23 protein-coding genes and 1 riboswitch are annotated in these 23748 nt (G+C 54.9%); of the genes, 10 read left to right on the top strand and 13 right to left on the bottom strand.

Annotated elements, in window-relative coordinates; genetic code table 11:
- Window positions 1-66: 66 nt before the first annotated feature.
- The gene (rpoC, locus tag OGY19_RS04615; protein ID WP_003033107.1) at window positions 67-4290 is read left to right on the top strand and encodes a DNA-directed RNA polymerase subunit beta'; all 4224 of its coding nucleotides are present in this window, start codon (window positions 67-69) and stop codon (window positions 4288-4290) included.
- A 116-nt stretch (window positions 4291-4406) separates the two neighbouring features.
- Here rpoC and OGY19_RS04610 read toward each other — a convergent pair whose 3' ends face one another.
- A complete protein-coding gene (locus OGY19_RS04610; protein WP_043018018.1) occupies window positions 4407-4724 on the bottom strand; it encodes a PTS lactose/cellobiose transporter subunit IIA in 318 nt (105 codons plus the stop codon).
- 4 nt (window positions 4725-4728) lie between these two features.
- Entirely contained in the window at window positions 4729-5034 is a 306-nt protein-coding gene (locus OGY19_RS04605) for a PTS sugar transporter subunit IIB (protein ID WP_048214121.1), read from the bottom strand.
- A 1093-nt stretch (window positions 5035-6127) separates the two neighbouring features.
- On the opposite strand from OGY19_RS04605, the gene cspE reads away from it, so the two are divergent.
- Window positions 6128-6340, top strand: a complete 213-nt coding sequence (gene cspE, locus OGY19_RS04600) for a transcription antiterminator/RNA stability regulator CspE (protein WP_048214120.1) — start codon at window positions 6128-6130, stop codon at window positions 6338-6340.
- A gap of 119 nt (window positions 6341-6459) precedes the next feature.
- Here the strand turns inward: cspE and thiH are convergent, their stop codons facing one another.
- The 7 genes from thiH to OGY19_RS04565 all read right to left on the bottom strand — a co-directional run bounded on the left by thiH (window position 6460) and on the right by OGY19_RS04565 (window position 12571).
- Complete coding sequence (gene thiH / locus OGY19_RS04595) at window positions 6460-7593, bottom strand: 2-iminoacetate synthase ThiH (protein WP_115601181.1); 1134 nt, start codon at window positions 7591-7593, stop codon at window positions 6460-6462.
- Window positions 7590-8360: a thiazole synthase gene (gene thiG, locus OGY19_RS04590; protein WP_115601180.1), complete on the bottom strand. Its 771-nt coding sequence runs from the start codon at window positions 8358-8360 to the stop codon at window positions 7590-7592. Before thiG ends, thiH begins: the two co-directional genes overlap by 4 nt.
- Window position 8361: 1 nt before the next feature.
- Entirely contained in the window at window positions 8362-8562 is a 201-nt protein-coding gene (thiS, locus tag OGY19_RS04585; RefSeq protein ID WP_048214117.1) for a sulfur carrier protein ThiS, read from the bottom strand.
- Window positions 8543-9301: a HesA/MoeB/ThiF family protein gene (locus tag OGY19_RS04580; protein ID WP_101743154.1), complete on the bottom strand. Its 759-nt coding sequence runs from the start codon at window positions 9299-9301 to the stop codon at window positions 8543-8545. The genes thiS and OGY19_RS04580 overlap by 20 nt, the downstream gene beginning before the upstream one ends.
- Complete coding sequence (gene thiE / locus OGY19_RS04575; protein WP_115601179.1) at window positions 9294-9929, bottom strand: thiamine phosphate synthase; 636 nt, start codon at window positions 9927-9929, stop codon at window positions 9294-9296. The genes OGY19_RS04580 and thiE overlap by 8 nt, the downstream gene beginning before the upstream one ends.
- Entirely contained in the window at window positions 9929-11827 is a 1899-nt protein-coding gene (gene thiC / locus OGY19_RS04570) for a phosphomethylpyrimidine synthase ThiC (protein ID WP_115601178.1), read from the bottom strand. Before thiC ends, thiE begins: the two co-directional genes overlap by 1 nt.
- An 81-nt stretch (window positions 11828-11908) precedes the next feature.
- Window positions 11909-12031, bottom strand: a riboswitch (TPP riboswitch).
- Between the two features lie 51 nt (window positions 12032-12082).
- A complete protein-coding gene (locus OGY19_RS04565) occupies window positions 12083-12571 on the bottom strand; it encodes an Rsd/AlgQ family anti-sigma factor (protein ID WP_005132871.1) in 489 nt (162 codons plus the stop codon).
- 96 nt (window positions 12572-12667) lie between these two features.
- On the opposite strand from OGY19_RS04565, the gene nudC reads away from it, so the two are divergent.
- From nudC to OGY19_RS04535, 6 genes are all read left to right on the top strand, one after another.
- Window positions 12668-13441 carry an NAD(+) diphosphatase gene (nudC, locus tag OGY19_RS04560; RefSeq protein WP_061066994.1) on the top strand — a complete coding sequence of 258 codons (774 nt, stop codon included), beginning with the start codon at window positions 12668-12670 and terminating at the stop codon, window positions 13439-13441.
- A 50-nt stretch (window positions 13442-13491) separates the two neighbouring features.
- Complete coding sequence (hemE, locus tag OGY19_RS04555; RefSeq protein WP_057064651.1) at window positions 13492-14556, top strand: uroporphyrinogen decarboxylase; 1065 nt, start codon at window positions 13492-13494, stop codon at window positions 14554-14556.
- Between the two features lie 9 nt (window positions 14557-14565).
- A complete protein-coding gene (gene nfi / locus OGY19_RS04550) occupies window positions 14566-15246 on the top strand; it encodes a deoxyribonuclease V (RefSeq protein WP_115601177.1) in 681 nt (226 codons plus the stop codon).
- 33 nt (window positions 15247-15279) lie between these two features.
- Window positions 15280-15870 carry a YjaG family protein gene (locus OGY19_RS04545; protein WP_003842015.1) on the top strand — a complete coding sequence of 197 codons (591 nt, stop codon included), beginning with the start codon at window positions 15280-15282 and terminating at the stop codon, window positions 15868-15870.
- Window positions 15871-16056: 186 nt separating this feature from the next.
- The gene (hupA, locus tag OGY19_RS04540) at window positions 16057-16329 is read left to right on the top strand and encodes a nucleoid-associated protein HU-alpha (protein ID WP_001044509.1); all 273 of its coding nucleotides are present in this window, start codon (window positions 16057-16059) and stop codon (window positions 16327-16329) included.
- 11 nt (window positions 16330-16340) lie between these two features.
- A complete protein-coding gene (locus OGY19_RS04535) occupies window positions 16341-17033 on the top strand; it encodes a DUF1481 domain-containing protein (protein WP_115602367.1) in 693 nt (230 codons plus the stop codon).
- A gap of 61 nt (window positions 17034-17094) precedes the next feature.
- Here the strand turns inward: OGY19_RS04535 and zraP are convergent, their stop codons facing one another.
- Window positions 17095-17538, bottom strand: coding sequence for a zinc resistance sensor/chaperone ZraP (gene zraP / locus OGY19_RS04530; RefSeq protein ID WP_032945657.1), 444 nt, complete (start codon window positions 17536-17538; stop codon window positions 17095-17097).
- A gap of 18 nt (window positions 17539-17556) precedes the next feature.
- Window positions 17557-17745: a hypothetical protein gene (locus OGY19_RS04525; protein WP_115601176.1), complete on the bottom strand. Its 189-nt coding sequence runs from the start codon at window positions 17743-17745 to the stop codon at window positions 17557-17559.
- Window positions 17746-17802: 57 nt separating this feature from the next.
- Between OGY19_RS04525 and zraS the strand changes: the two genes are divergently transcribed.
- The gene (gene zraS, locus OGY19_RS04520) at window positions 17803-19188 is read left to right on the top strand and encodes a two-component system sensor histidine kinase ZraS (protein WP_115601175.1); all 1386 of its coding nucleotides are present in this window, start codon (window positions 17803-17805) and stop codon (window positions 19186-19188) included.
- Window positions 19189-19193: 5 nt separating this feature from the next.
- Window positions 19194-20519: a sigma-54-dependent response regulator transcription factor ZraR gene (gene zraR, locus OGY19_RS04515; RefSeq protein WP_115601174.1), complete on the top strand. Its 1326-nt coding sequence runs from the start codon at window positions 19194-19196 to the stop codon at window positions 20517-20519.
- On the opposite strand, the gene purD is transcribed toward zraR, so the two are convergent.
- Both purD and purH read right to left on the bottom strand, forming a co-directional pair.
- Window positions 20516-21805 carry a phosphoribosylamine--glycine ligase gene (gene purD / locus OGY19_RS04510; RefSeq protein ID WP_115601173.1) on the bottom strand — a complete coding sequence of 430 codons (1290 nt, stop codon included), beginning with the start codon at window positions 21803-21805 and terminating at the stop codon, window positions 20516-20518. The genes zraR and purD overlap by 4 nt on opposite strands.
- 15 nt (window positions 21806-21820) lie before the next feature.
- Complete coding sequence (gene purH, locus OGY19_RS04505; protein WP_115601172.1) at window positions 21821-23410, bottom strand: bifunctional phosphoribosylaminoimidazolecarboxamide formyltransferase/IMP cyclohydrolase; 1590 nt, start codon at window positions 23408-23410, stop codon at window positions 21821-21823.
- Window positions 23411-23748: the final 338 nt, after the last annotated feature.

Genomic DNA, 23748 nt, shown 5'->3' with positions numbered 1-23748 from the left:
AACAGGTCACTGGTGCTGGCGTAACAGCCAGCGCCAGATTGTGCTAACTCCGACGGGAGCAAATCCGTGAAAGATTTATTAAAGTTTCTGAAAGCGCAGACTAAAACCGAAGAGTTTGATGCGATCAAAATTGCTCTGGCCTCGCCAGACATGATCCGTTCATGGTCTTTCGGTGAAGTTAAGAAGCCGGAAACCATCAACTACCGTACGTTCAAACCTGAACGTGACGGCCTTTTCTGCGCCCGTATCTTTGGGCCGGTAAAAGACTACGAGTGCCTGTGCGGTAAGTACAAGCGCCTGAAACACCGTGGTGTGATCTGTGAGAAGTGCGGCGTTGAAGTGACCCAGACCAAAGTACGCCGTGAGCGTATGGGCCACATCGAGCTGGCGTCTCCGACCGCTCACATCTGGTTCCTGAAATCTCTGCCGTCCCGTATCGGTTTGCTGCTCGATATGCCGCTGCGTGATATCGAACGTGTACTGTACTTCGAATCTTATGTGGTTATCGAAGGCGGTATGACTAACCTGGAACGTCAACAGATCCTGACTGAAGAGCAGTATCTGGACGCGCTGGAAGAGTTCGGTGACGAATTCGACGCGAAGATGGGTGCGGAAGCAATCCAGGCCCTGCTGAAGAGCATGGATCTGGAGCAAGAGTGTGAAACTCTGCGCGAAGAGCTGAACGAAACCAACTCCGAAACCAAGCGTAAGAAGCTGACCAAGCGTATCAAACTGCTGGAAGCCTTCGTACAGTCTGGCAACAAGCCAGAGTGGATGATCCTGACCGTTCTGCCGGTTCTGCCGCCAGATCTGCGTCCGCTGGTTCCGCTGGATGGTGGTCGTTTCGCAACGTCGGATCTGAACGATCTGTATCGTCGCGTGATCAACCGTAACAACCGTCTGAAACGTCTGCTGGATCTGGCTGCGCCGGATATCATCGTACGCAACGAAAAACGTATGCTGCAGGAAGCGGTTGACGCCCTGCTGGATAACGGTCGTCGCGGTCGTGCGATCACCGGTTCTAACAAACGTCCTCTGAAATCTTTGGCTGACATGATCAAAGGTAAACAGGGTCGTTTCCGTCAGAACCTGCTCGGTAAGCGTGTTGACTACTCCGGTCGTTCTGTAATCACCGTAGGTCCATACCTGCGTCTGCATCAGTGCGGTCTGCCGAAGAAAATGGCACTGGAACTGTTCAAACCGTTCATTTACGGCAAGCTGGAACTGCGTGGCCTGGCCACCACCATCAAAGCCGCTAAGAAAATGGTTGAGCGTGAAGAAGCTGTCGTTTGGGATATCCTGGACGAAGTTATCCGCGAACACCCGGTACTGCTGAACCGTGCACCAACACTGCACCGTCTGGGTATCCAGGCATTTGAGCCGGTACTGATCGAAGGTAAAGCTATCCAGCTGCACCCGCTGGTTTGTGCGGCATATAACGCCGACTTCGATGGTGACCAGATGGCTGTTCACGTACCGCTGACGCTGGAAGCCCAGCTCGAAGCGCGTGCGCTGATGATGTCTACTAACAACATCCTGTCTCCGGCGAACGGCGAACCTATCATCGTTCCGTCTCAGGACGTTGTATTGGGTCTGTACTACATGACCCGTGACTGTGTTAACGCCAAAGGCGAAGGCATGGTGCTGACTGGCCCGAAAGAAGCTGAGCGTATCTATCGCGCAGGTCTGGCCTCTCTGCATGCGCGCGTTAAAGTGCGTATCACTGAATATGAAAAAGATGAAAACGGCGAATTCGTTGCGCACACCAGCCTGAAAGACACGACCGTAGGTCGCGCCATTCTGTGGATGATCGTACCGAAAGGTCTGCCTTTCTCCATCGTCAACCAGGCGCTGGGCAAGAAAGCAATCTCTAAAATGCTGAACACCTGTTACCGCATTCTGGGCCTGAAGCCGACCGTTATCTTCGCTGACCAGACAATGTATACCGGCTTTGCTTATGCAGCGCGTTCCGGTGCATCTGTTGGTATTGATGACATGGTCATCCCAGAGAAGAAACACGAGATCATCTCTGAAGCAGAAGCTGAAGTTGCTGAGATCCAGGAGCAGTTCCAGTCTGGTCTGGTAACCGCGGGCGAACGCTATAACAAAGTTATCGATATCTGGGCTGCGGCGAACGATCGTGTATCCAAAGCGATGATGGATAACCTGCAAACCGAAACCGTTATTAACCGTGACGGCGTAGAAGAGCAGCAGGTTTCCTTCAACAGCATCTACATGATGGCCGACTCCGGTGCGCGTGGTTCTGCAGCACAGATTCGTCAGCTGGCCGGTATGCGTGGTCTGATGGCGAAGCCAGATGGCTCCATCATCGAAACGCCAATCACCGCGAACTTCCGTGAAGGTCTGAACGTACTCCAGTACTTCATCTCTACTCACGGTGCGCGTAAAGGTCTGGCGGATACCGCACTGAAAACAGCGAACTCCGGTTATCTGACTCGTCGTCTGGTTGACGTCGCGCAGGACCTGGTGGTTACTGAAGACGATTGCGGCACTCTGGAAGGCATCACCATGACCCCGGTTATCGAGGGTGGTGACGTTAAAGAGCCGCTGCGCGATCGCGTTCTGGGTCGTGTGACTGCTGAAGACGTGCTGAAGCCGGGTACGGCGGATATTCTGGTTCCACGCAACACGCTGCTGCACGAACAGTGGTGTGATCTGCTGGAAGAGAACTCCGTTGACTCCGTTAAAGTCCGTTCCGTCGTATCTTGTGACACCGACTTTGGTGTATGTGCGCACTGCTACGGTCGTGACCTGGCGCGTGGCCACATCATCAACAAAGGTGAAGCAATCGGCGTTATCGCGGCACAGTCCATCGGTGAACCGGGTACACAGCTGACGATGCGTACGTTCCACATCGGTGGTGCGGCATCTCGTGCGGCTGCTGAATCCAGCATCCAGGTGAAAAACAAAGGTAGCATCCGTCTGAGCAACGCGAAGTCGGTTGTGAACTCCAGCGGTAAACTGGTTATCACCTCACGTAACACCGAACTGAAACTGATCGACGAATTCGGCCGTACCAAAGAAAGCTATAAAGTGCCTTACGGCTCCGTTATGGCGAAAGGTGATGGCGAACAGGTTGCTGGCGGCGAAACCGTAGCAAACTGGGATCCGCACACCATGCCGGTTATCACCGAAGTGAGTGGTTTCGTCCGCTTCACTGACATGATCGACGGCCAGACCATTACTCGTCAGACCGACGAGCTGACCGGTCTGTCTTCTCTGGTGGTTCTGGATTCTGCAGAGCGTACTGCGGGTGGTAAAGACCTGCGTCCGGCACTGAAAATTGTTGATGCTCAGGGCAACGACGTTCTGATCCCAGGCACCGATATGCCTGCTCAGTACTTCCTGCCGGGTAAAGCGATTGTTCAGCTGGAAGATGGCGTACAGATCAGTTCTGGTGACACCCTGGCGCGTGTTCCGCAGGAATCCGGCGGTACCAAGGATATCACCGGTGGTCTGCCGCGCGTTGCGGACCTGTTCGAAGCACGTCGTCCGAAAGAGCCGGCAATCCTGGCTGAAATCAGCGGCATCATTTCCTTCGGTAAAGAAACCAAAGGGAAACGTCGTCTGGTTATCACCCCGGTAGACGGTAGCGAACCGTACGAAGAGATGATTCCGAAATGGCGTCAGCTCAACGTGTTCGAAGGTGAACGTGTAGAACGTGGTGACGTGGTTTCCGACGGTCCGGAAGCGCCGCATGACATCCTGCGTCTGCGTGGTGTGCATGCTGTAACTCGTTACATCGTTAACGAAGTTCAGGACGTATACCGTCTGCAGGGCGTTAAGATTAACGATAAACACATCGAAGTTATCGTTCGTCAGATGCTGCGTAAAGCCACCATCGAAAGCGCTGGTAGCTCCGACTTCCTGGAAGGCGAGCAGGTTGAATACTCCCGCGTCAAGATCGCTAACCGCGAGCTGGAAGCGAACGGCAAAGTGGGTGCAACGTTCTCCCGCGATCTGCTGGGTATCACCAAAGCGTCTCTGGCAACCGAGTCCTTCATCTCTGCAGCATCGTTCCAGGAAACCACGCGTGTCCTGACCGAAGCCGCTGTTGCAGGTAAACGTGATGAACTGCGCGGTCTGAAAGAGAACGTAATCGTGGGTCGTCTGATCCCGGCAGGTACCGGTTACGCGTACCACCAGGATCGTATGCGCCGTCGCGCAGCGGGCGAACTGCCAGCTGCTCCGCAGGTGACTGCTGAAGATGCGTCTGCCAGCCTGGCAGAACTGCTGAACGCAGGCCTGGGCGGTTCTGACAACGATTAATCGTTGCCGACCATAATAAAAAACCCGCTTCGGCGGGTTTTTTTATGTCTGTGTTTATGCCTGATGGCGCTGTGCTTATCAGACCTACGAGGCGACGAAGCTATCCGGCAATGTCATTAATTTACCGGCGGTAAGCGCCGATAAAGCTCAATCATATCTCCCGCCAAATCCTGAATCACCATCGCGTTCATTAGGTGATCCTGCGAATGGACGGTGATGAGATTGACCGGTAGCTTGCCGGTACCTTCGTCGATACCGATAAGTTGGGTCTGGATTTTATGTGCTTGTTTAACGTACTCGCGTGATTCCGTCATCGCTTGTTCTGCACCGGGGAAATCCCCTTTACGCGCCAGTTGTAGCGCTGTCAGGGCCTGGCTGCGGGCAGCACCCGCATTAACGAGTAATTCCATGATGATTGTTTCTAACTCTTCCATGCCATTACTCCAGCAGTTTCAGCGCTTTATCCAGTACGGCATCACCTTTCATCATGCCGTAATCCATCATATCGATCACCGCGACCTTTTTACCTAACGGGTCAGCAAGCGCCTGCAGCTTGGCCTGCTCATACTTAACCTGTGGACCGAGTAAAACAATATCTGCAGTGGCAATATTCTCTGCAAACTCAGCCACCGGGACCGCTTTGATAGTGACGTCGACGCCTTTTTTCTGGGCGGCATCTTTCATCCTTTGCACCAGCATGCTGGTGGACATTCCGGCGGCACAGCATAAAACGATGTTTTTCATAAGCAGTCTCGATCAACATGTGTGGGTTGATAATTATCGCGAGCCAGCTGTAGCAACAACTGCTTTGCAACGATTGTGTGCAAGGCATCACAAAGAAAATCACTTTTTCTGAAACCGGTTACAAAAAGAGGCAAAACCCGATGATCTGCACCAGGGCCGGCGGCTTTTTGACTCGCTTATCACATGCTGGAATATATAATTACTGTCAATAAAGACATGTTATAAAAAACAGTATTGACAGCGTTTTTTAAACCCGTATGTTAATACTTAACAGCGGAGAAATTGTCATTTGCTGTTAACGTAGTAAGTGTTAGTAGAGCTCGATTGGGGTTTGCGATAAAGGCCACGAAGTATTTTTTGTATGGGATAGTCGATGCTGAAAACGCTATTTTTTCACTTCGACAATGCTTTCAGGCCACGTAGTTGATATATCTAATCGCAAAAAATCAGTAAAACGCGACGATGTAACGCCATGATTTAATAGTAATTATTCGTGATTTCTGCTTTTTTGGTTATCACGAGGGAAATAAGGCAACGCATCAAAGAGTATATGTCGCGAGGGGAAGTGTACTTGTTTAGGTCACCAGCCTTGAGTTCTATTATCAAGCGGGTGGAATGTGTTTAACGGTAAATAGAGGAAAGCTTTAGTTAGTATCAATATCCAATATTATCTGTAGTAAACGTGTACATTTTAAAGTAGTACCATCAGCAGTATTAAATCGTTAAGTTTATTAATGTTAAATTTGAAGTGTGTAGTAACGTAAAGCCCTGACTGCAATAGTCGGGGCTTTTGTTCATTGTAGATCAAGCTGTTATCCAGGATGCTTAGCCGCGTTGGTTCAACATTGCATCACTCAGTGGGTATTAAAAAAATTAATGCTTGCTTAATGATTAGAAGTAGGTCTACTATAGCGGCATCGGTTTGGAACACAGACCTTATGCAAGCAGTTTTAGTAAAGCAGTTCTCAGTTCAAGCGTTATCCTCAGATACTCTTCTTCATGAGCCTCCTCCCTAAGTGCCCCATAAGTTAATTTCTGCAAAACAGGCCATCTTCGCTGCATGAGCGGCTCAAAAACATGAAAGGAAGTATCTATGTCTAACAAAATGACTGGTTTAGTAAAATGGTTTAACCCTGAGAAAGGCTTTGGCTTTATCACCCCTCAGGACGGTAGCAAGGATGTGTTTGTGCATTTCTCCGCTATCCAGAGTAACGATTTTAAAACCTTAGACGAAGGTCAAAAAGTGGAGTTCTCTGTTGAGAACGGCGCTAAAGGTCCGTCTGCTGTTAACGTTATCGCGCTGTAATCGCCGATAATTTCACGAACGCTTACGATAGCGATGAAGGCCAGAGCCTGAGCAGTTAGGTGCCAGTGAAGAAAAAACCCGCGAAAGCGGGTTTTTTTGTTTATGCGATAGCGTTGGACTTAGGGCATCTGGGCGGCGCGTCCCAGATAGCTGTCCCAGTCTTTCCACACGGGTTGTAATCCCTGCGCCATCAGTGCTTCAGCAACGGCTTCCGGGCGACGATCGTCGTGCGGGGAGAACTGTTCCAGTTCGGGGTGGTTATCGGCATAACCACCGGGCTGGGTTTTTGAGAAGGCGCTGACGTTGTTGATCGCCAACGGGATCACATGGTCACGAAACCATGGCGATTCGCGGGTGGAGAGCGACAGCTCAATTTCTGGTGCCAGTAAACGAAACGCGCAAATGGTCTGGACCAACTGTCGCTCATCCATGATCGATGCAGGCTCAACGCCTCCGGTGCATGGGCGCAGGCGAGGGAAGGAGATAGAGTAGCGGCTCTGCCAGTAATGCTGCTGCATCCACAGCAGATGTTCAGCTACCATATAGCAGTCCACCCGCCAACTGTCGGACAAACCAATCAACGCGCCAAGACCGATTTTGTCGATCCCTGCGCGGCCCAGCCGGTCCGGCGTTTCCAGTCGCCAGAAGAAATCCTGCTTTTTCCCCTTCAGATGGTGGCGGGCGTAAATCGCCTCATGATAGCTCTCCTGATATACCATCACGCCATCCAGCCCCAGCGTCTTCAGCTCCGCATATTCAGCCTCTGACAGCGGCTGTACTTCCATCTGTAAAGAGGCAAACTGGCGGCGAATGGCAGGCAAATGGCGACGAAAGTAATCCATCCCCACTTTGGCCTGATGTTCACCGGTGACCAGTAGCAGATGCTCAAAGCCCAGCTCGCGGATAGCCGCACACTCACGTTGTATCTCATCTTCGTCCAGCGTTTTGCGTTTGATACGGTTGCTCATCGAAAAACCGCAGTAGGTGCAGTCGTTGGCACAAAGGTTTGAGAGATAAAGCGGCACGTAAAAGCTCACGGTGTTACCGAAGCGCTGGCGAGTCAGCCTTTGCGCCCGTTGCGCAATCGGCTCCAGATAATCGGCGGCGGCAGGTGAGAGCAGCGCCATCAAATCATCGCGGCCCAGTTGTGAAGCGTTGAGGGCGCGTTCCACGTCAGCGGCGGTTTTCCCGTTGATGCGCAGACGGATGTCGTCCCAGTCAAGCTGTCGCCATCGGTCGGTGAAGGTTTTCATGCGAAAGCCTCCAGGAATCCGGTTAACGGGCTGGTGGCCTGCGCGAGCGAACTTTTGCTGCCGGGGACGGCCTGGCGCGCCAAAAGGCCCGCTTCAACTGCCAGACGGAAAGCGGTGGCCATCGTGACCGGGCAGTCCGCTACGGCAATCGCCGTGTTGACCAGCACCGCGTCAGCGCCCATTTCCAGCGCCTGCGCTGCGTGGCTGGGCACGCCGATACCCGCATCGACCACCACCGGTACGGTCGCCTGCTGGATAATAATCTCCAGCATCGCTTTGGTTTCCAGCCCCTGGTTGGAGCCGATAGGCGCGCCGAGCGGCATCACCGCCGCGCAGCCGACCTCTTCCAGCCGCTTGCACAGTACCGGATCCGCGCCGCAGTAGGGCAGCACCACAAAGCCCTGTTTCACCAGCGCTTCGGCGGCTTTTAGCGTTTCGATGGGATCGGGCAATAGCCAGCGGGCATCCGGGTGGATTTCTAATTTCAGCCAGTTTGTACCCAACGCTTCACGCGCCAGTTGGGCGGCGAAAATCGCCTCTTCAGCGGTTTTCGCTCCGGAGGTGTTAGGCAGCAGCGTCACGCCCGCGTCGATAAGCGGGGCCAGAATGGCATCGTTATGCTGGCGCAAATCCACGCGCTTCATCGCCAGCGTCACCAGCTGGCTGCCGGAGGCGCGAAGCGCCTCGACCATCAGCTGCGATGAGGCAAATTTTCCGGTACCGGTGAACAGATGTGAATCAAACGTTTTGTCGGCAATACGTAACATATCAACCCCCTGCAATAACCTGAAAAAGCAGGATCTGGTCGCCTTCCTGCACGATGTGCTGCTGCCACTGCTCGCGCGGCAGGATCTGCTGATTGAGCGCCAGCGCCGCGCCCGGTTTGAGCTGATTAAGCTCGGTGAGCAGCCCGCTGACGGTTTGTCCCTCGGCGCACTGCATCGGCTCATCATTGAACTGAATCTGCATGTTGCCCTCCGCATACCGGGCAGCCATTGGCCCGACGCAGCGCAAGGCTGCGCCACTGGCTGGTTTTACCGTCAAACAGGCGTAGCTCTCCGCTGGGTGTCGCAATGCCGCTTAGCAGTTTGATGGCTTCCAGCGCCTGCAAGGTGCCCATCACGCCGACAACCGGGCCGACGATACCGGCGGTACGGCAGTTGCGTTCGGGTTCGACATCATCCGGCCACAGGCAGCGGTAACAACCTTGCTCCCACGGTGGCGTGAGTACCATCAACTGGCCGCCGAAACCGACGGCGCTGGCGGTAACCAAAGGCGTATTCAGCGCCACGCAGGCGGCGTTAATTTCCTGACGCGTGGCCATGTTGTCGGTACAGTCGAGCACCACGTCGGCACGCGCTACAGCGTGCCGGAGCGCATCGCCCGTCAGCCGCTGCTCAAGGACGACCAGCTCGCTGTCCGGGTTAAGACGCGCCAGATGGCGTTCTGCCGCCTGCGCTTTCGGGCGGGCAATGTCGTCGGTGGTGAACAATATTTGCCGTTGCAGATTGCTCAGATGCACGTCGTCATCGTCCGCCAGCGTCAGCGTGCCGACGCCTGCACCCGCCAGATACAGCGCGGCAGGCGAGCCTAATCCGCCCAGACCGACAATCAGCACATGGCTGTCGAGCAGCTTTTGTTGGCCCTCAATCGCGATATCGCCGAGCAGGATCTGCCGGCTGTAACGCATAAAGTCGCGGTCATTCATCGCCGACTCCCGCTATGTCCAGCAGCTGCGCCGTGGCTGCCTGCCAGTTGGCCGCCAGGGTGATAGCGCTGACCACGGCAATGCTGCCGACGCCGGTCGCCAGCACCGACGGGGCGCGCTCAAGGCTGATGCCGCCAATCGCCACGGTCGGGTAATCTGCCAGTCGTTCAATATGACCTGCCAGCTGAGTCAGCCCCTGCGGGGCGGAAGGCATCTGCTTGGTTTGCGTGGGGAAGACGTGGCCGAGTGCGATATAAGAAGGCTTAGCGGCGAGCGCGACGTCGATCTCCATATCATCGTGGGTGGAAACCCCCAGGCGTAAGCCCGCCGCCTGAATGGCCTTCAGGTCGGTGGTTTCGAGATCTTCCTGGCCCAGATGCACGCCGTAGGCGTTGTGCTTAATCGCCAGCCGCCAATAGTCGTTAATAAACAGGCGGGCGTCATAGCGACGCCCCAGCGCGATGGCGGCAATCACGTCCGCTTCGACCTCATCATCGCGTTTGTCTTTGATACGCAGCTGGATCGTGCGTACGCCCGCCTCCAGCAGACGTTCAATCCATGCAACGCTGTCCACCACCGGGTAAAGCCCGAGGCGGAACGGCACGGTCGGGAAATCAGGCTGGTACATTATGCCTCCTCTTTTTTGAGGTAGATTTCACCGCCTTTGGCGCGGAAGTTCTCCGACATATCTGCCATTCCCACTTCAATAGTCTGCGCGGCGGCGTAGTCGCGTACTTCCTGGCTGATTTTCATTGAGCAGAACTTCGGCCCGCACATCGAGCAGAAGTGGGCGACCTTGCCGGACTCCTGCGGCAGGGTTTCATCGTGATAGGAGCGGGCGGTGAACGGGTCGAGCGCGAGGTTAAACTGGTCTTCCCAGCGGAATTCAAAGCGCGCTTTTGACATCGCGTTATCGCGGATCTGCGCGCCCGGGTGGCCTTTGGCTAAATCCGCGGCGTGAGCGGCAATCTTGTAGGTGATCAGCCCTTGCTTCACGTCTTCTTTGTTCGGCAGGCCGAGGTGCTCTTTCGGCGTGACGTAGCACAGCATCGCGCAGCCAAACCAGCCGATCATCGCCGCGCCAATGCCGGAGGTGAAGTGGTCATAGCCCGGCGCGATATCTGTCGTCAACGGCCCTAAGGTGTAGAACGGTGCTTCGTGGCAGCTCTCCAGCTCTTCGGTCATGTTGCGTTGGATCATATGCATCGGCACATGTCCTGGACCTTCAATCATCACCTGCACGTCGTATTCCCAGGCGATTTTGGTCAGCTCGCCCAGCGTATGCAGTTCGGAGAACTGCGCTTCGTCGTTGGCATCCTGAATCGAACCCGGGCGCAGGCCGTCGCCGAGAGAGAGCGAGACGTCGTAGGCGGCGCAGATTTCACAAATTTCGCGGAAATGTTCAAACAGGAAGTTTTCTTTGTGATGAGAAAGGCACCATTTCGCCATGATCGAACCGCCGCGCGAGACAATTCCGGTCAGGCGTTTAGCGGTCATCGGCACGTAGCGCAGCAGTACGCCGGCATGGATGGTGAAGTAGTCGACGCCCTGTTCGGCCTGTTCCAGCAACGTATCGCGGAACGCTTCCCAGGTGAGATCTTCGGCGATCCCATTGACCTTCTCCAGCGCCTGGTAGATCGGTACGGTGCCGATCGGCACCGGGCTGTTACGCAGGATCCACTCGCGGGTTTCGTGAATATAGCGACCGGTGGAGAGGTCCATCACCGTATCTGCGCCCCAGCGGGTCGACCACACCAGTTTTTCGACCTCTTCTTCGATAGAGGAAGTGACCGCCGAGTTACCGATGTTGGCATTCACCTTCACCAGGAAGTTGCGGCCGATGATCATCGGCTCGGATTCCGGGTGGTTGATGTTGGCAGGAATAATCGCCCGGCCCGCAGCGACTTCATCACGCACGAATTCCGGCGTGATATTTTCCGGCAGGCGCGCGCCAAAGTTCATCCCTGGATGCTGATGGCGCAGCACTTCACTACGGATACGCTCGCGGCCCATATTTTCACGGATGGCGATAAACTCCATCTCTGGCGTCACGATCCCCTGACGGGCGTAGTGCAGCTGGGTCACGCGCTTACCGGCTTTGGCGCGCTTTGGCGTCAGCAGGCCGCTGAAACGCAGCTCGTCCAGGCCATCGTCGGCCAGACGTTCTTTGGTATAAGCGGAACTACGGTCGTCTAATTCTTCGCTATCGTTACGTGCCGCAATCCACGCCTGGCGCAGTTTCGCCAGGCCCTGCTGGACGTTAATCTCCACGTCAGGATCGCCATACGGCCCGGAGGTGTCGTACACCGGCACGGCTTCGTTGTCTTCAAATTGCGGGTTGTCTTTGCTGCCGCCAATCAGCGTCGGGCTAAGCTGGATTTCGCGCATCGGAATGCGGATATCCGGCTGCGAACCGGTAATATAAATGCGTTTTGAGTTAGGGAAGGCGGTCCCTTCCAGGGTATCGATAAAGTGTTGGGCTTGCGCGCGCTGTTCGCGGCGTGATGGTTTAGTAGTGGCAGACATAGCTCATTCCAAAAAAGTAAGGACGTGGCTTGTCAGACGACGGATGAAGCAAGAGAGACGATCGCCTTGGGGCGATGCGGTTGCAGATTGACTCTTGTTCCCTTCGCAGGTTTTAACCTGATCAGGTTCCGCGGATCCCGAATTAACGGTCTCAGCCTTTTCCACTCATGCTGTTGTGGAAAATAAGCACTCCGACAAGAAGTAACCTCTATCTTAGAGGTAATGAATGTAAACTACGCGTTAATGCGACAAATCTCAAGCAGGACGTTTGAGAGTGCCACTCTCGTGCATCGCATCAAATACCAGCATGATCAGCTTATCTTCGAGCACGAACCGGGCTTCCAGCGCCTCGCCGATATCTGATAAAGCCTGTTGAAATTCAAGGAAGTTATCATGATCAATGGCGGTCTCCAGACTGGTGTCATAGTAGTCCATGATCAGTTGTGTGTTGGCTTCCAGCAGTGGCCAAATTTTTGTGGCTTTTAAAAGCTGCCCGTTCCCTTCCAATTTATGGAGAATACGTTCATAAATACTGAAGTGTCCGGTGGAGAGGTAATCGACCAGGCTCTGACAAAAATCATCCAGCGCTTTTTCATTGAGCCGCATGTACGATTCTTTGCCAGGCTTAATGCCAACCAGATTGTAGTAAGCCACGAGCAGGTGCTTACGTACATGTAGCCAGCGATCAACCAGTTTATTACTTCCTCCGACGTGCTCCGTCAGGCTTTCCAGCTGGTTTAGCATGATTGACTCCGCAAGATGGTGTTTAGGAACTGCTCACCCGTAAATGTAAAAATAATGTAAACAACATGCCTGTGAAGCAAAGGTTGCGCAAGAGATATGGATCGTATAATTGAAAAATTAGATAGCGGCTGGTGGATTGTCAGTCATGAGCAAAAGTTATGGTTGCCTCATGGCGAGCTGCCTCACGGCGACGCGGCACGTTTTGATTTGATCGGGCAGCGCGCACTTTCTATCGGCGAATGGGAAGGGGAGACGGTCTGGCTGGTGCAGCAGCAACGTCGCCACGATATGGGGTCGGTACGCCAGGTCATTGACCAGGATGTTGGCCTGTTTCAACTGGCCGGACGCGGCGTACAGCTGGCCGAGTTTTACCGCTCGCATAAATTCTGCGGCTACTGTGGGCACACGATGTACCCGAGTAAAACGGAATGGGCGATGCTGTGCAGCCACTGCCGGGAACGCTACTACCCGCAAATTGCCCCCTGCATTATCGTCGCCATTCGCCGAGATGATTCCATCCTGCTTGCCCAACATGTTCGCCATCGTAACGGCGTACATACCGTGCTGGCGGGTTTTGTCGAAGTGGGCGAAACCCTCGAGCAGGCGGTGGCGCGTGAAGTCATGGAAGAGAGTGGCATCAAGGTGAAAAACCTGCGCTATGTCACTTCTCAGCCGTGGCCGTTCCCGCAGTCTTTGATGACCGCATTTATGGCAGAGTATGATAGCGGCGAGATTGTTATCGACCCGAAAGAACTGCTGGAAGCGAACTGGTATCGCTACGATGATTTACCGCTGCTTCCCCCGCCAGGCACCGTCGCGCGGCGATTGATTGAAGACACTGTGGCGATGTGTCGGGCTGAGTACGAGTAAAGAACGAGTGATGATACACTGATGGACTGACGCAATAAGGAACTGCAAAAATGACCGAACTGAAGAACGATCGTTATCTGCGTGCGCTGCTGCGCCAGCCCGTTGATGTCACTCCGGTATGGATGATGCGCCAGGCGGGCCGCTATCTACCGGAATATAAAGCCACGCGCGCCGAGGCGGGCGATTTTATGGCGCTGTGCAAAAATGCCGAGCTGGCCTGCGAAGTTACGCTGCAGCCGCTGCGTCGTTATAAGCTTGATGCCGCGATCCTCTTCTCGGATATCCTGACGATTCCCGATGCGATGGGGCTTGGGCTGTATTTTGAAGCAGGAGAAGGTCCACGCTTCACCTCCCCGATTACCAGCAAGGCTGACGTCGACAAACTGCCGATCCCGGACCCGGAAGATGGGCTGGGTTACGTGATGAATGCGGTGCGCACCATTCGCCGTGAACTGAAAGGCGAAGTGCCGCTGATCGGCTTCTCCGGTAGCCCGTGGACGCTGGCAACCTACATGGTTGAAGGCGGCAGCAGCAAAGCCTTCACCGTGATTAAAAAGATGATGTATGCCGACCCTAAAGCACTGCATCTGCTGCTGGATAAGCTGGCGAAGAGCGTCACGCTGTACCTGAACGCGCAGATCAAAGCGGGCGCGCAGTCGGTGATGATTTTCGATACCTGGGGCGGTGTGCTGACCGGTCGCGACTATCAGCAGTTCTCCCTGTACTACATGCACAAAATCGTTGATGGCCTGCTGCGCGAGAACGACGGTCGTCGTGTACCGGTGACCCTGTTTACCAAAGGCGGCGGTCAGTGGCTGGAAGCGATGGCGGAAACCGGCTGTGATGCGTTAGGTCTCGACTGGACCACTGACATTGCCGATGCGCGTCGTCGTGTAGGTCATAAAGTGGCGCTACAGGGCAATATGGATCCATCCATGCTGTATGCGCCGCCAGCCCGCATCGAAGAAGAGGTGGCGACAATTCTGGCCGGATTCGGTCAGGGCGAAGGGCATGTCTTTAACCTGGGCCACGGCATTCATCAGGACGTCCCGCCAGAACATGCGGGTGTCTTTGTGGAGGCGGTACATCGGTTGTCCGAACAGTACCACCGCTAAGGAGTCATTATGGATCTCGCGTCATTACGCGCGCAGCAGCTTGAACTGGCCTCTTCAGTGATCCGCGAGGATCGTCTGAAGAACGATCCGCCTGATCTGATCGGCGGAGCGGACGTGGGGTTTGAGCAGGGCGGCGCAGTGACGCGAGCCGCGATGGTCTTACTGAAGTATCCCACGCTTGAACTGGTTGAATACAAGGTGGCGCGTATCGCCACCACCATGCCCTACATTCCCGGTTTTCTCTCCTTTCGTGAAACCCCCGCGCTGATGGCCGCCTGGCAATTGCTCTCGCACAAGCCAGATCTGCTGTTCGTTGACGGGCACGGCATTTCGCACCCGCGTCGCCTGGGCGTAGCCAGTCATTTTGGTCTGCTGGTGGATGTCCCGACGATTGGCGTGGCGAAAAAACGGTTGTGCGGCAAGTTTGAGCCGCTCGCTGCCGAACCCGGCGCGTTAGCACCATTGCTGGATAAAGGCGAACAGCTGGCGTGGGTCTGGCGCAGCAAAGCGCGCTGTAACCCGTTGTTTATCTCTACGGGTCACCGCGTGAGTATGGACAGCGCACTGGCGTGGGTACAACGCTGTATGAACGGCTATCGTCTGCCGGAACCAACGCGCTGGGCAGATGCGGTGGCATCCGAACGCCCGGCTTTTACGCGGCTTGCAGCAAAAGCGCCCCATATCGGGTAAACTGCGGCTAATTTCCGTATTTGAGAACTCATCATGTTACAAAATCCGATTCACCTGCGTCTGGAGAAGCTGGAAAGCTGGCAGCACGTCACGTTTATGGCCTGTCTGTGCGAACGCATGTACCCGAATTACGCCATGTTCTGCAAGCAAACTGAATTTGGCGATGGACAGATTTACCGCCGAATTCTGGATCTGATTTGGGAAGCGCTGACGGTTAAAGACGCGAAAATCAATTTCGACAGCCAGCTGGAAAAGTTTGAAGAGGCCATTCCTTCTGCAGACGATTACGATCTGTACGGCGTTTATCCGGCGATTGATGCCTGTGTGGCATTAAGCGAACTGATGCATTCACGTCTTAGCGGTGAAACGCTGGAACACGCTATTGAAGTCAGTAAGGCTTCAATTACCACAGTAGCGATGCTGGAAATGACGCAAGCTGGTCGCGAAATGACCGATGAAGAGCTCAAAGAGAACCCTGCCGTTGAGCAAGAATGGGATATTCAGTGGGAAATTTTCCGACTTTTAGCCGATTGTGAAGAACGCGATATTGAGCTGATAAAAGGGCTGCGTGCAGACCTGCGCGAGGCTGGTGAGAGCAATATTGGTATAAATTTTCAGCAATGACACCACAAAACGTGATTTAACGCCTGATTTGTCGTGCCTGAAGGCTTCCCATCCGCCCCCGGTCTGGTCTACATTTGGGGGGCGAAAAAAAGTGGCTATCGGTGCGTGTATGCAGGAGAGTGCTTTTCTGGCATTTCCGTCGCACTCGATGCTTAGCAAGCGATAAACACATTGTAAGGATAACTTATGAACAAGACTCAACTGATTGATGTAATTGCAGACAAAGCAGAACTGTCTAAAACACAGGCTAAAGCTGCTCTGGAATCCACTCTGGCTGCTATTACTGAGTCTCTGAAAGAAGGCGATGCTGTACAACTGGTTGGTTTCGGTACCTTCAAAGTGAACCACCGTGCTGAGCGCACTGGCCGCAACCCGCAGACCGGTAAAGAAATCAAAATCGCCGCAGCTAACGTACCGGCATTTGTTTCTGGTAAAGCACTGAAAGACGCGGTTAAGTAATTCGCGTGGCAGTGAACAGTTTTAACGAAGGGGCGGTTTCGCCCCTTTTGTCCATCTGGCGTCATACGCTCTGGCTTTCAGGTGTTCTGTTACTGTCTGCCTGCGGTAGCCATTCTGAGCTTCCTCCGTTCACGGCCAGCGGCTATGTTGGCGAGCAGGGGGCGGTACGCGTCTGGCGTAAAGATTCCAGTGACGATGTTCACTTGCTCTCGGTATTGAGTCCGTGGCGTAACGGCGATACCACCACCAGTGAATACCGCTGGCAGGGAGATACGCTCTCTCTGATAGAACTCAATGTTTACAGTAAACCGCCGGAACATATTCGTATCCGCTTCGATGACCGCGGCGAACTGAGTTTCATGCAACGTGAAGTCGCCGGGCAAAAGCAGCAGCTTTCCAGCGATCAAATTGCGTTGTACCGCTATCGTGCCGATCAAATCCGCAAGACCAGCGATGCGCTGCGTCAGGGACGGGTGATATTGCGTCAGGGACGTTGGCATGCGGATAACACGGTCACAACCTGTGAAGGTGAAACGCTGAAGCCAGACCTGGAGTCGTGGGCGATAAACCATATCGAGCGCCGCCAGAAACATTCATCCGTAGAGGTGAGTGTGGCATGGCTGGAAGCGCCCGAAGGGTCGCAGCTACTGCTAGTCGCCAATGAAGATTTTTGTCACTGGCAGCCTACAGCCAAAACGTTCTGAAAACCTGAAGACAGGTAGTCAGCAGGCCTGATCCGTATGGCGTCATCAGGCATTAAGTCTTTTACCAGTGCCCCATTCCCATATGGCCGCCGCCGCGATGGTTACCGCCACCGCCGCATCCGCCGTAGCCCATTCCCGCGCCACGTGGCACGCCAGCCTGCGCCATTGCGACATCGCGTTTAACGCGCTGCTCGTCCAGAGACTGATTCAACGCTTCCATCTCTTTTGCCACGGCATTAATTTTTGCCGTGTCCGGCGAGCTGGCCGTTAATAGTGCATTGTACTCATAACGTTTGGATGTCAGCTGTTGGCGCAACGCGCTGGTCTGGGAGTAGTAATCATCATAGATTTTCTGTGCGGCAGCCTGCTGCTCAGCGGTCATTGGGGTACCGCCCCGTTGCTGCATTCCATCACCATATCCCCAGTGATTCTGCGCCAGTACCGGGGTGGAGCCCAGTGCGATAAGAGAAAGTGCAATCAGTGCCAGTTTGTTGTTCCGTTTCATCGTTCGTTCTCCTGTTGGTTAGCTTACATTCTCTTTTGCATCTTCCGTGCCAAAGCGTTGATCCCTGCCCTGCGGGCGTTGTGCGCGTCGTCTTTGCAGGGAAACGAGTAAAAATGACTCGCCAGAACGCGCCAGCGAGTCATTTTTACCCGGTACTTTCAGCGGTTTGTGTCTGAGGGCAGGGTTATCAGGGGGCAAAAATGGCATGATTTCTGCTGTATACCTGCAACGATGAAAGGAACAAGCGGGGTGAAGGGAGAGCGTATGCGTCTTTATAAGGATACGGTGGCAAAGTGGTTGAGCCGACTCTTGCTGGCGGCAATCCTGATTTTGGTCGGCTGGTTTTCGATTATGACTATTCGGGACTATGGGCGGGAAAGTGGCGCCGCGCGGCAAACGCTACTGGAAAAAGGCAGTGTGCTCATTCGCGCTCTGGAATCTGGTACGCGTGTAGGCATGGGGATGCGCATGCATCATGCTCAACAGCAGACGCTACTGGAGGAAATGGCCGTACAACCCGGCGTGCTATGGTTTGCCGTTGTGGATGAGCATGGCGTCATTATGACTCACAGCAATTCCTCAATGGTCGGGAAAACGCTCTATTCACCGGATGTCCTGCGACAGCTTAGTCCTGGGGAGCAAGAAAGCTGGCGGAATATTGACATTCAAGTGAGGGACGGTGAAAACACGCCGGCTCTGGAAATTTATCGCCAGTTTCAGCCGATGTATGGTCCAGGACGTCATGGCATGGCGAGTTGCGCCAGTAATGACGGGCGGCTTAACATCCCTGCACAAACCATTTTTATCGCCTTTGATGCCAGCGATCTGGCGGCGACCCAGACAAGAGAGTGGCGTAACACACTGATAGTCCTCTGTGCGCTGGCGGCTGTACTACTGGCAACTGTACTTACGTTTTTCTGGTATCAGCGCTATCAGCGTTCGTACAAGGAATTGCAGGATGCGATGAAGCGGAAAGAAAAACTGCTGGCGCTCGGACACCTGGCGGCTGGCGTCGCACATGAAATTCGCAATCCGCTGTCTTCCATTAAAGGTCTGGCAAAGTATTTTGCCGAACGAACCCCGCCGGGTGGCGAGTCGCATGAGCTGGCACAGGTGATGGCGAAAGAAGCGGACCGTTTAAATCGGGTGGTGAGCGAGTTGCTGGAGCTGGTGAAGCCAGCGCATCTGACGCTGCAACAGGTGGATCTCAACGAGGTCATCACCCACTCATTGCATCTGGTAAGCCAGGATGCTCAAAGTCGGGAGATTCAATTACGGTTTACGATAAATCCTGCACTACCAACCATTCAGGCCGATCCTGACCGGCTAACGCAGGTCCTGCTGAATCTGTATCTGAACGCCATTCATGCGATTGGTCGTCAGGGCACGATCACGGTTGAAGCGAATGAAAGCAGCGCTGAGCGCGTTAAAATCGTGGTGACCGATAGCGGGAAGGGAATTGCAGCGGAACAGCTGGAGGCCATTTTTACACCTTACTTCACGACTAAAGCTGACGGAACCGGCCTCGGGCTGGCGGTAGTGCAGAACATTATCGAACAGCATGGTGGCACCATTCAGGTGGCAAGCGTTGAGGGCAAAGGTGCGACCTTTACCCTTTGGCTGCCGACCAAAGCGAAACAACAGGATTAACAAGGATGACGCGCGGAAAAATCAATATTCTGGTAGTAGATGACGATATCAGCCACTGCACCATTTTACAGGCGCTGCTGCGCGGCTGGGGTTATGAGGTCGCGCTGGCCTATAGCGGGCGAGCGGCGCTGGAACAGGTGCGCGAACGCGTATTTGATTTAGTGCTGTGTGATGTACGCATGGCGGAGATGGACGGTATCGCAACGCTCAAAGAGATCAAGGCGATGAATCCGGCGATTCCGGTCTTGATCATGACGGCGTTCTCCAGCGTAGAGACCGCCGTTGAGGCGCTTAAAACCGGGGCGCTGGACTACTTAATCAAGCCGCTGGATTTTGACCGTCTGCAGGAGACGCTGGAAAAGGCGCTGGCGCACACGCGGGAAACGGGCGCTGAATTGCCGTCAGCCTCGGCGGCGCAGTTTGGCATGATTGGTCGTAGTCCGGCGATGCAGCAGTTGCTCAGCGAAATTGCGATGGTTGCGCCCTCAGATGCGACAGTGCTCATTCACGGAGACTCCGGCACGGGCAAAGAACTGGTGGCCCGGGCGCTGCATGCCAGCAGCGCCCGTCGCGATAAACCGCTGGTGACGCTCAACTGCGCGGCGCTTAATGAGTCGCTGCTGGAGTCCGAACTTTTTGGTCACGAGAAAGGGGCGTTTACCGGGGCGGATAAACGCCGGGAAGGGCGCTTTGTGGAGGCCGATGGTGGCACGTTATTTCTTGATGAAATTGGCGATATCTCACCGCTGATGCAGGTGCGTCTGCTGCGGGCGATCCAGGAGCGAGAAGTACAGCGGGTTGGCAGCAACCAGACTATTGCGGTTGATGTCCGGCTGATCGCCGCCACGCATCGAGATCTGGCGGAGGAAGTCAGTGCCGGGCGCTTTCGCCAGGATCTCTACTATCGCCTGAACGTCGTCACCATTGAAATGCCAGCATTGCGCCAGCGCCGGGAAGATATTCCGCTGTTAGCCGAACATTTTCTCCAGCGTTTTGCTGCGCGTAACCGAAAAGCGGTGAAAGGCTTTACTCCGCAGGCGATGGATCTGCTGATCCACTACGACTGGCCGGGCAATATTCGTGAGCTGGAAAATGCGATTGAGCGCTCGGTGGTGCTGCTGACGGGGGAATATATTTCCGAACGTGAACTGCCGATGGCGATTGCCGCGACGCCGATAAAAACGGAATTCAGTGGCGAGATCCAACCGCTGGTGGATGTCGAAAAGGAGGTGATTCTGGCGGCGCTGGAAAAAACGGGCGGCAATAAAACGGAAGCCGCCCGTCAGTTAGGCATTACGCGTAAAACGCTGCTGGCGAAAATTTCGCGTTAGCGTTGCTCGCGTTCAATGGCGCGCCAGCCGATGTCGTTACGGCTGAAGCTGCCATCCCAGCGGATGTCGGTCATCAGGGCGTAAGCGCGTTTCTGCGCTTCAGCCACGGTGTTACCCAGCGCGGTGGCGCACAGCACGCGACCGCCGTTGGTCAACACGCGATCGTCAGCAGACAGTTTGGTGCCCGCGTGGAACACTTTACCGTCAGCGACGTCTTCCAGCGGCAGACCGTGGATCTCATCGCCGGTATTGTAATTACCCGGATAACCTCCGGCGGCAATGACCACACCCAGCGAGGCGCGCTCGTCCCACTCGGAGGTTTTTTCATCCAGCTTGCCGTCACAGGCGGCGAGGCACAGCTCCACCAGATCGGACTTCATGCGCAGCATGATCGGCTGGGTTTCCGGATCGCCGAAGCGGCAGTTAAACTCGATAACCTTCGGGTTGCCCTGCTTATCGATCATCAGACCCGCATACAGGAAACCGGTGTAGGTGTTACCTTCCGCCGCCATGCCTTTTACGGTTGGCCAGATGATGCGTTCCATGGTGCGCTGGTGGACTTCATCGGTTACCACCGGCGCCGGGGAGTAAGCGCCCATCCCGCCGGTGTTCGGGCCGGTATCGCCGTTACCCACGCGTTTGTGGTCCTGGCTGGTGGCCATCGGCAGCACGTGCTCGCCGTCGACCATCACGATAAAGCTCGCTTCTTCGCCGTCGAGGAACTCTTCGATAACGATGCGGTGGCCCGCGTCGCCAAACGCGTTACCGGCCAGCATGTCATGCACGGCGGCTTCCGCTTCCTCCAGCGTCATCGCCACGATAACGCCTTTCCCGGCAGCCAGGCCATCGGCTTTGATAACGATCGGCGCGCCTTTCTCGCGCAGGTAAGCCAGCGCAGGTTCGATTTCGGTGAAGTTCTGGTACTCCGCCGTTGGGATCTGGTGGCGCGCGAGGAAATCTTTGGTGAAGGCTTTGGAGCCTTCCAGCTGCGCGGCACCTTCGGTTGGGCCGAAGATTTTCAGACCGGCGGCGCGGAAGGCATCAACCACGCCAATCACCAGCGGCGCTTCCGGGCCAACAATGGTCAGATCGATCTTCTCGTTCTGGGCAAAGCTCAGCAGCGCCGGGATATCGGTTACGCCGATGGCCACGTTTTGTAGCGTGGGTTCCAGCGCGGTGCCCGCGTTGCCCGGGGCGACAAATACCGTTTCGACTTTTGGCGACTGTGCCGCTTTCCAGGCGAGGGCGTGCTCGCGCCCGCCATTGCCAATCACTAATATTTTCATCGTCTGCTCCGTGGATTAATGGCGGAAGTGGCGCATGTCGGTGAATACCATCGCGATACCGTGCTCGTCTGCGGCGGCAATCACTTCGTCATCGCGGATTGAACCGCCCGGTTGGATCACGCAGGTTACGCCCGCGGCAGCAGCGGCATCAATCCCATCGCGGAACGGGAAGAAGGCGTCGGAAGCCATAGAGGAACCTTTCACTTCCAGACCTTCGTCGGCGGCTTTAATCCCGGCGATTTTGGCGGAGTAAACGCGGCTCATCTGGCCTGCGCCAATACCGATGGTCATATTGCCTTTGGCATAAACGATGGCGTTGGATTTAACGAACTTGGCGACCTTCCAGCAGAACAGCGCATCACGCAGCTCTTGCCCGGTCGGCTGGCGCTTGGTTACCACGCGCAGTTCACCTTCGCTCACCATACCGAGGTCACGATCCTGAACCAGCAGGCCGCCGTTAACGCGTTTGAAGTCGAGGCCCGGCACGCGCTGTGCCCACTGGCCACAGGTCAGAACGCGAACGTTCTGCTTAGCGGCGGTGATCTTAAGCGCTTCTTCGGTCGCGGATGGGGCGATAATCACTTCCACGAACTGACGGGAGATGATCGCCTGTGCGGTTTCAGCATCCAGCTCGCGGTTAAAGGCGATGATGCCGCCGAACGCGGAGGTCGGGTCGGTTTTATAGGCGCGGTCGTAAGCGTCAAGAATAGAGGTACTTACTGCTACACCACACGGGTTCGCGTGTTTGACGATCACACAGGCTGGCTCGTTGAATTCTTTCACGCACTCCAGTGCCGCATCGGTATCAGCGATGTTGTTGTAGGAAAGCGCTTTACCCTGAACCTGCTGCGCGGTGGCAACGGACGCTTCTTTAACATTCTCTTCTATATAGAAGGCAGCCTGCTGATGGCTGTTCTCGCCGTAGCGCATATCCTGCTTCTTAATGAAGTTCAGGTTCAGCGTACGCGGGAAGCGACCGGCGGCTTCTTTGCTTTCACCGTGGTAGGCCGGAACCATGCTGCCGAAGTAGTTGGCGATCATGCTGTCGTAGGCGGCGGTGTGTTCGAAGGCTTTAATCGCGAGATCGAAACGGGTGTCTAGGGTCAGAGAACCGTCGTTGGCATCCATCTCTTTAATAATGGCGTCGTAGTCGCTGCTCTTCACAACGATAGCTACATCTTTATGGTTCTTGGCAGCGGAGCGCACCATGGTCGGGCCGCCGATATCAATGTTCTCTACGGCATCTTCCAGAGAACAGCCTTCGCGGGCGACGGTCTCGGCGAATGGATACAGGTTAACAACCACCATATCGATAGGCGCGATACCATGTTGTTCCATTATTCCGTCATCCTGACCGCGACGACCAAGAATGCCACCGTGGACTTTCGGATGCAGGGTCTTCACGCGTCCATCCATCATTTCCGGGAAGCCGGTGTAATCGGAAACTTCGGTCACTGGCAGACCTTTCTCCGCTAACAGGCGCGCAGTGCCACCTGTAGACAGCAGCTCCACACCACGTGCGGAAAGTGCCTGAGCGAATTCGATGATACCGGCCTTGTCAGAAACACTGAGCAGAGCGCGGCGGACTGGACGACGTTGTTGCATGGTAAATCCCCTGGATTTGACTATTACAGAGAGCGTTAGGTGAATTCTTGGCTAAAAACTCAGCTAACGCCCCTTACGGGGCATCCTTGTTGTGCGGGGGCATTGTAACGAAAACGTTTGCGCAACGCTCGCGAATTTTTCTCTTTACCTCAATTCCATTATTTCATCTCTATAGATGAGGGATAAAACCAGGTGACTCTCGAAAGAGAACCTTATTTTTGTGGATAACTCTGTGCGTAAATGGGTATAAGGCGGGGTTCTGCTGGGGATTGCAGCAGTCAGTCATTTTTCTGTCATTTAAGGGTTGCGGGCTGAGGGAAACTCCCTATAATGCGCCT

This window comes from Citrobacter sp. Cy070, from assembly GCF_030332245.1.
GTDB lineage: Bacteria > Pseudomonadota > Gammaproteobacteria > Enterobacterales > Enterobacteriaceae > Citrobacter > Citrobacter youngae.
The sequence above is the reverse complement of the archived record's forward strand: the minus strand, read 5'-3'. Positions and strand labels throughout refer to the sequence as shown.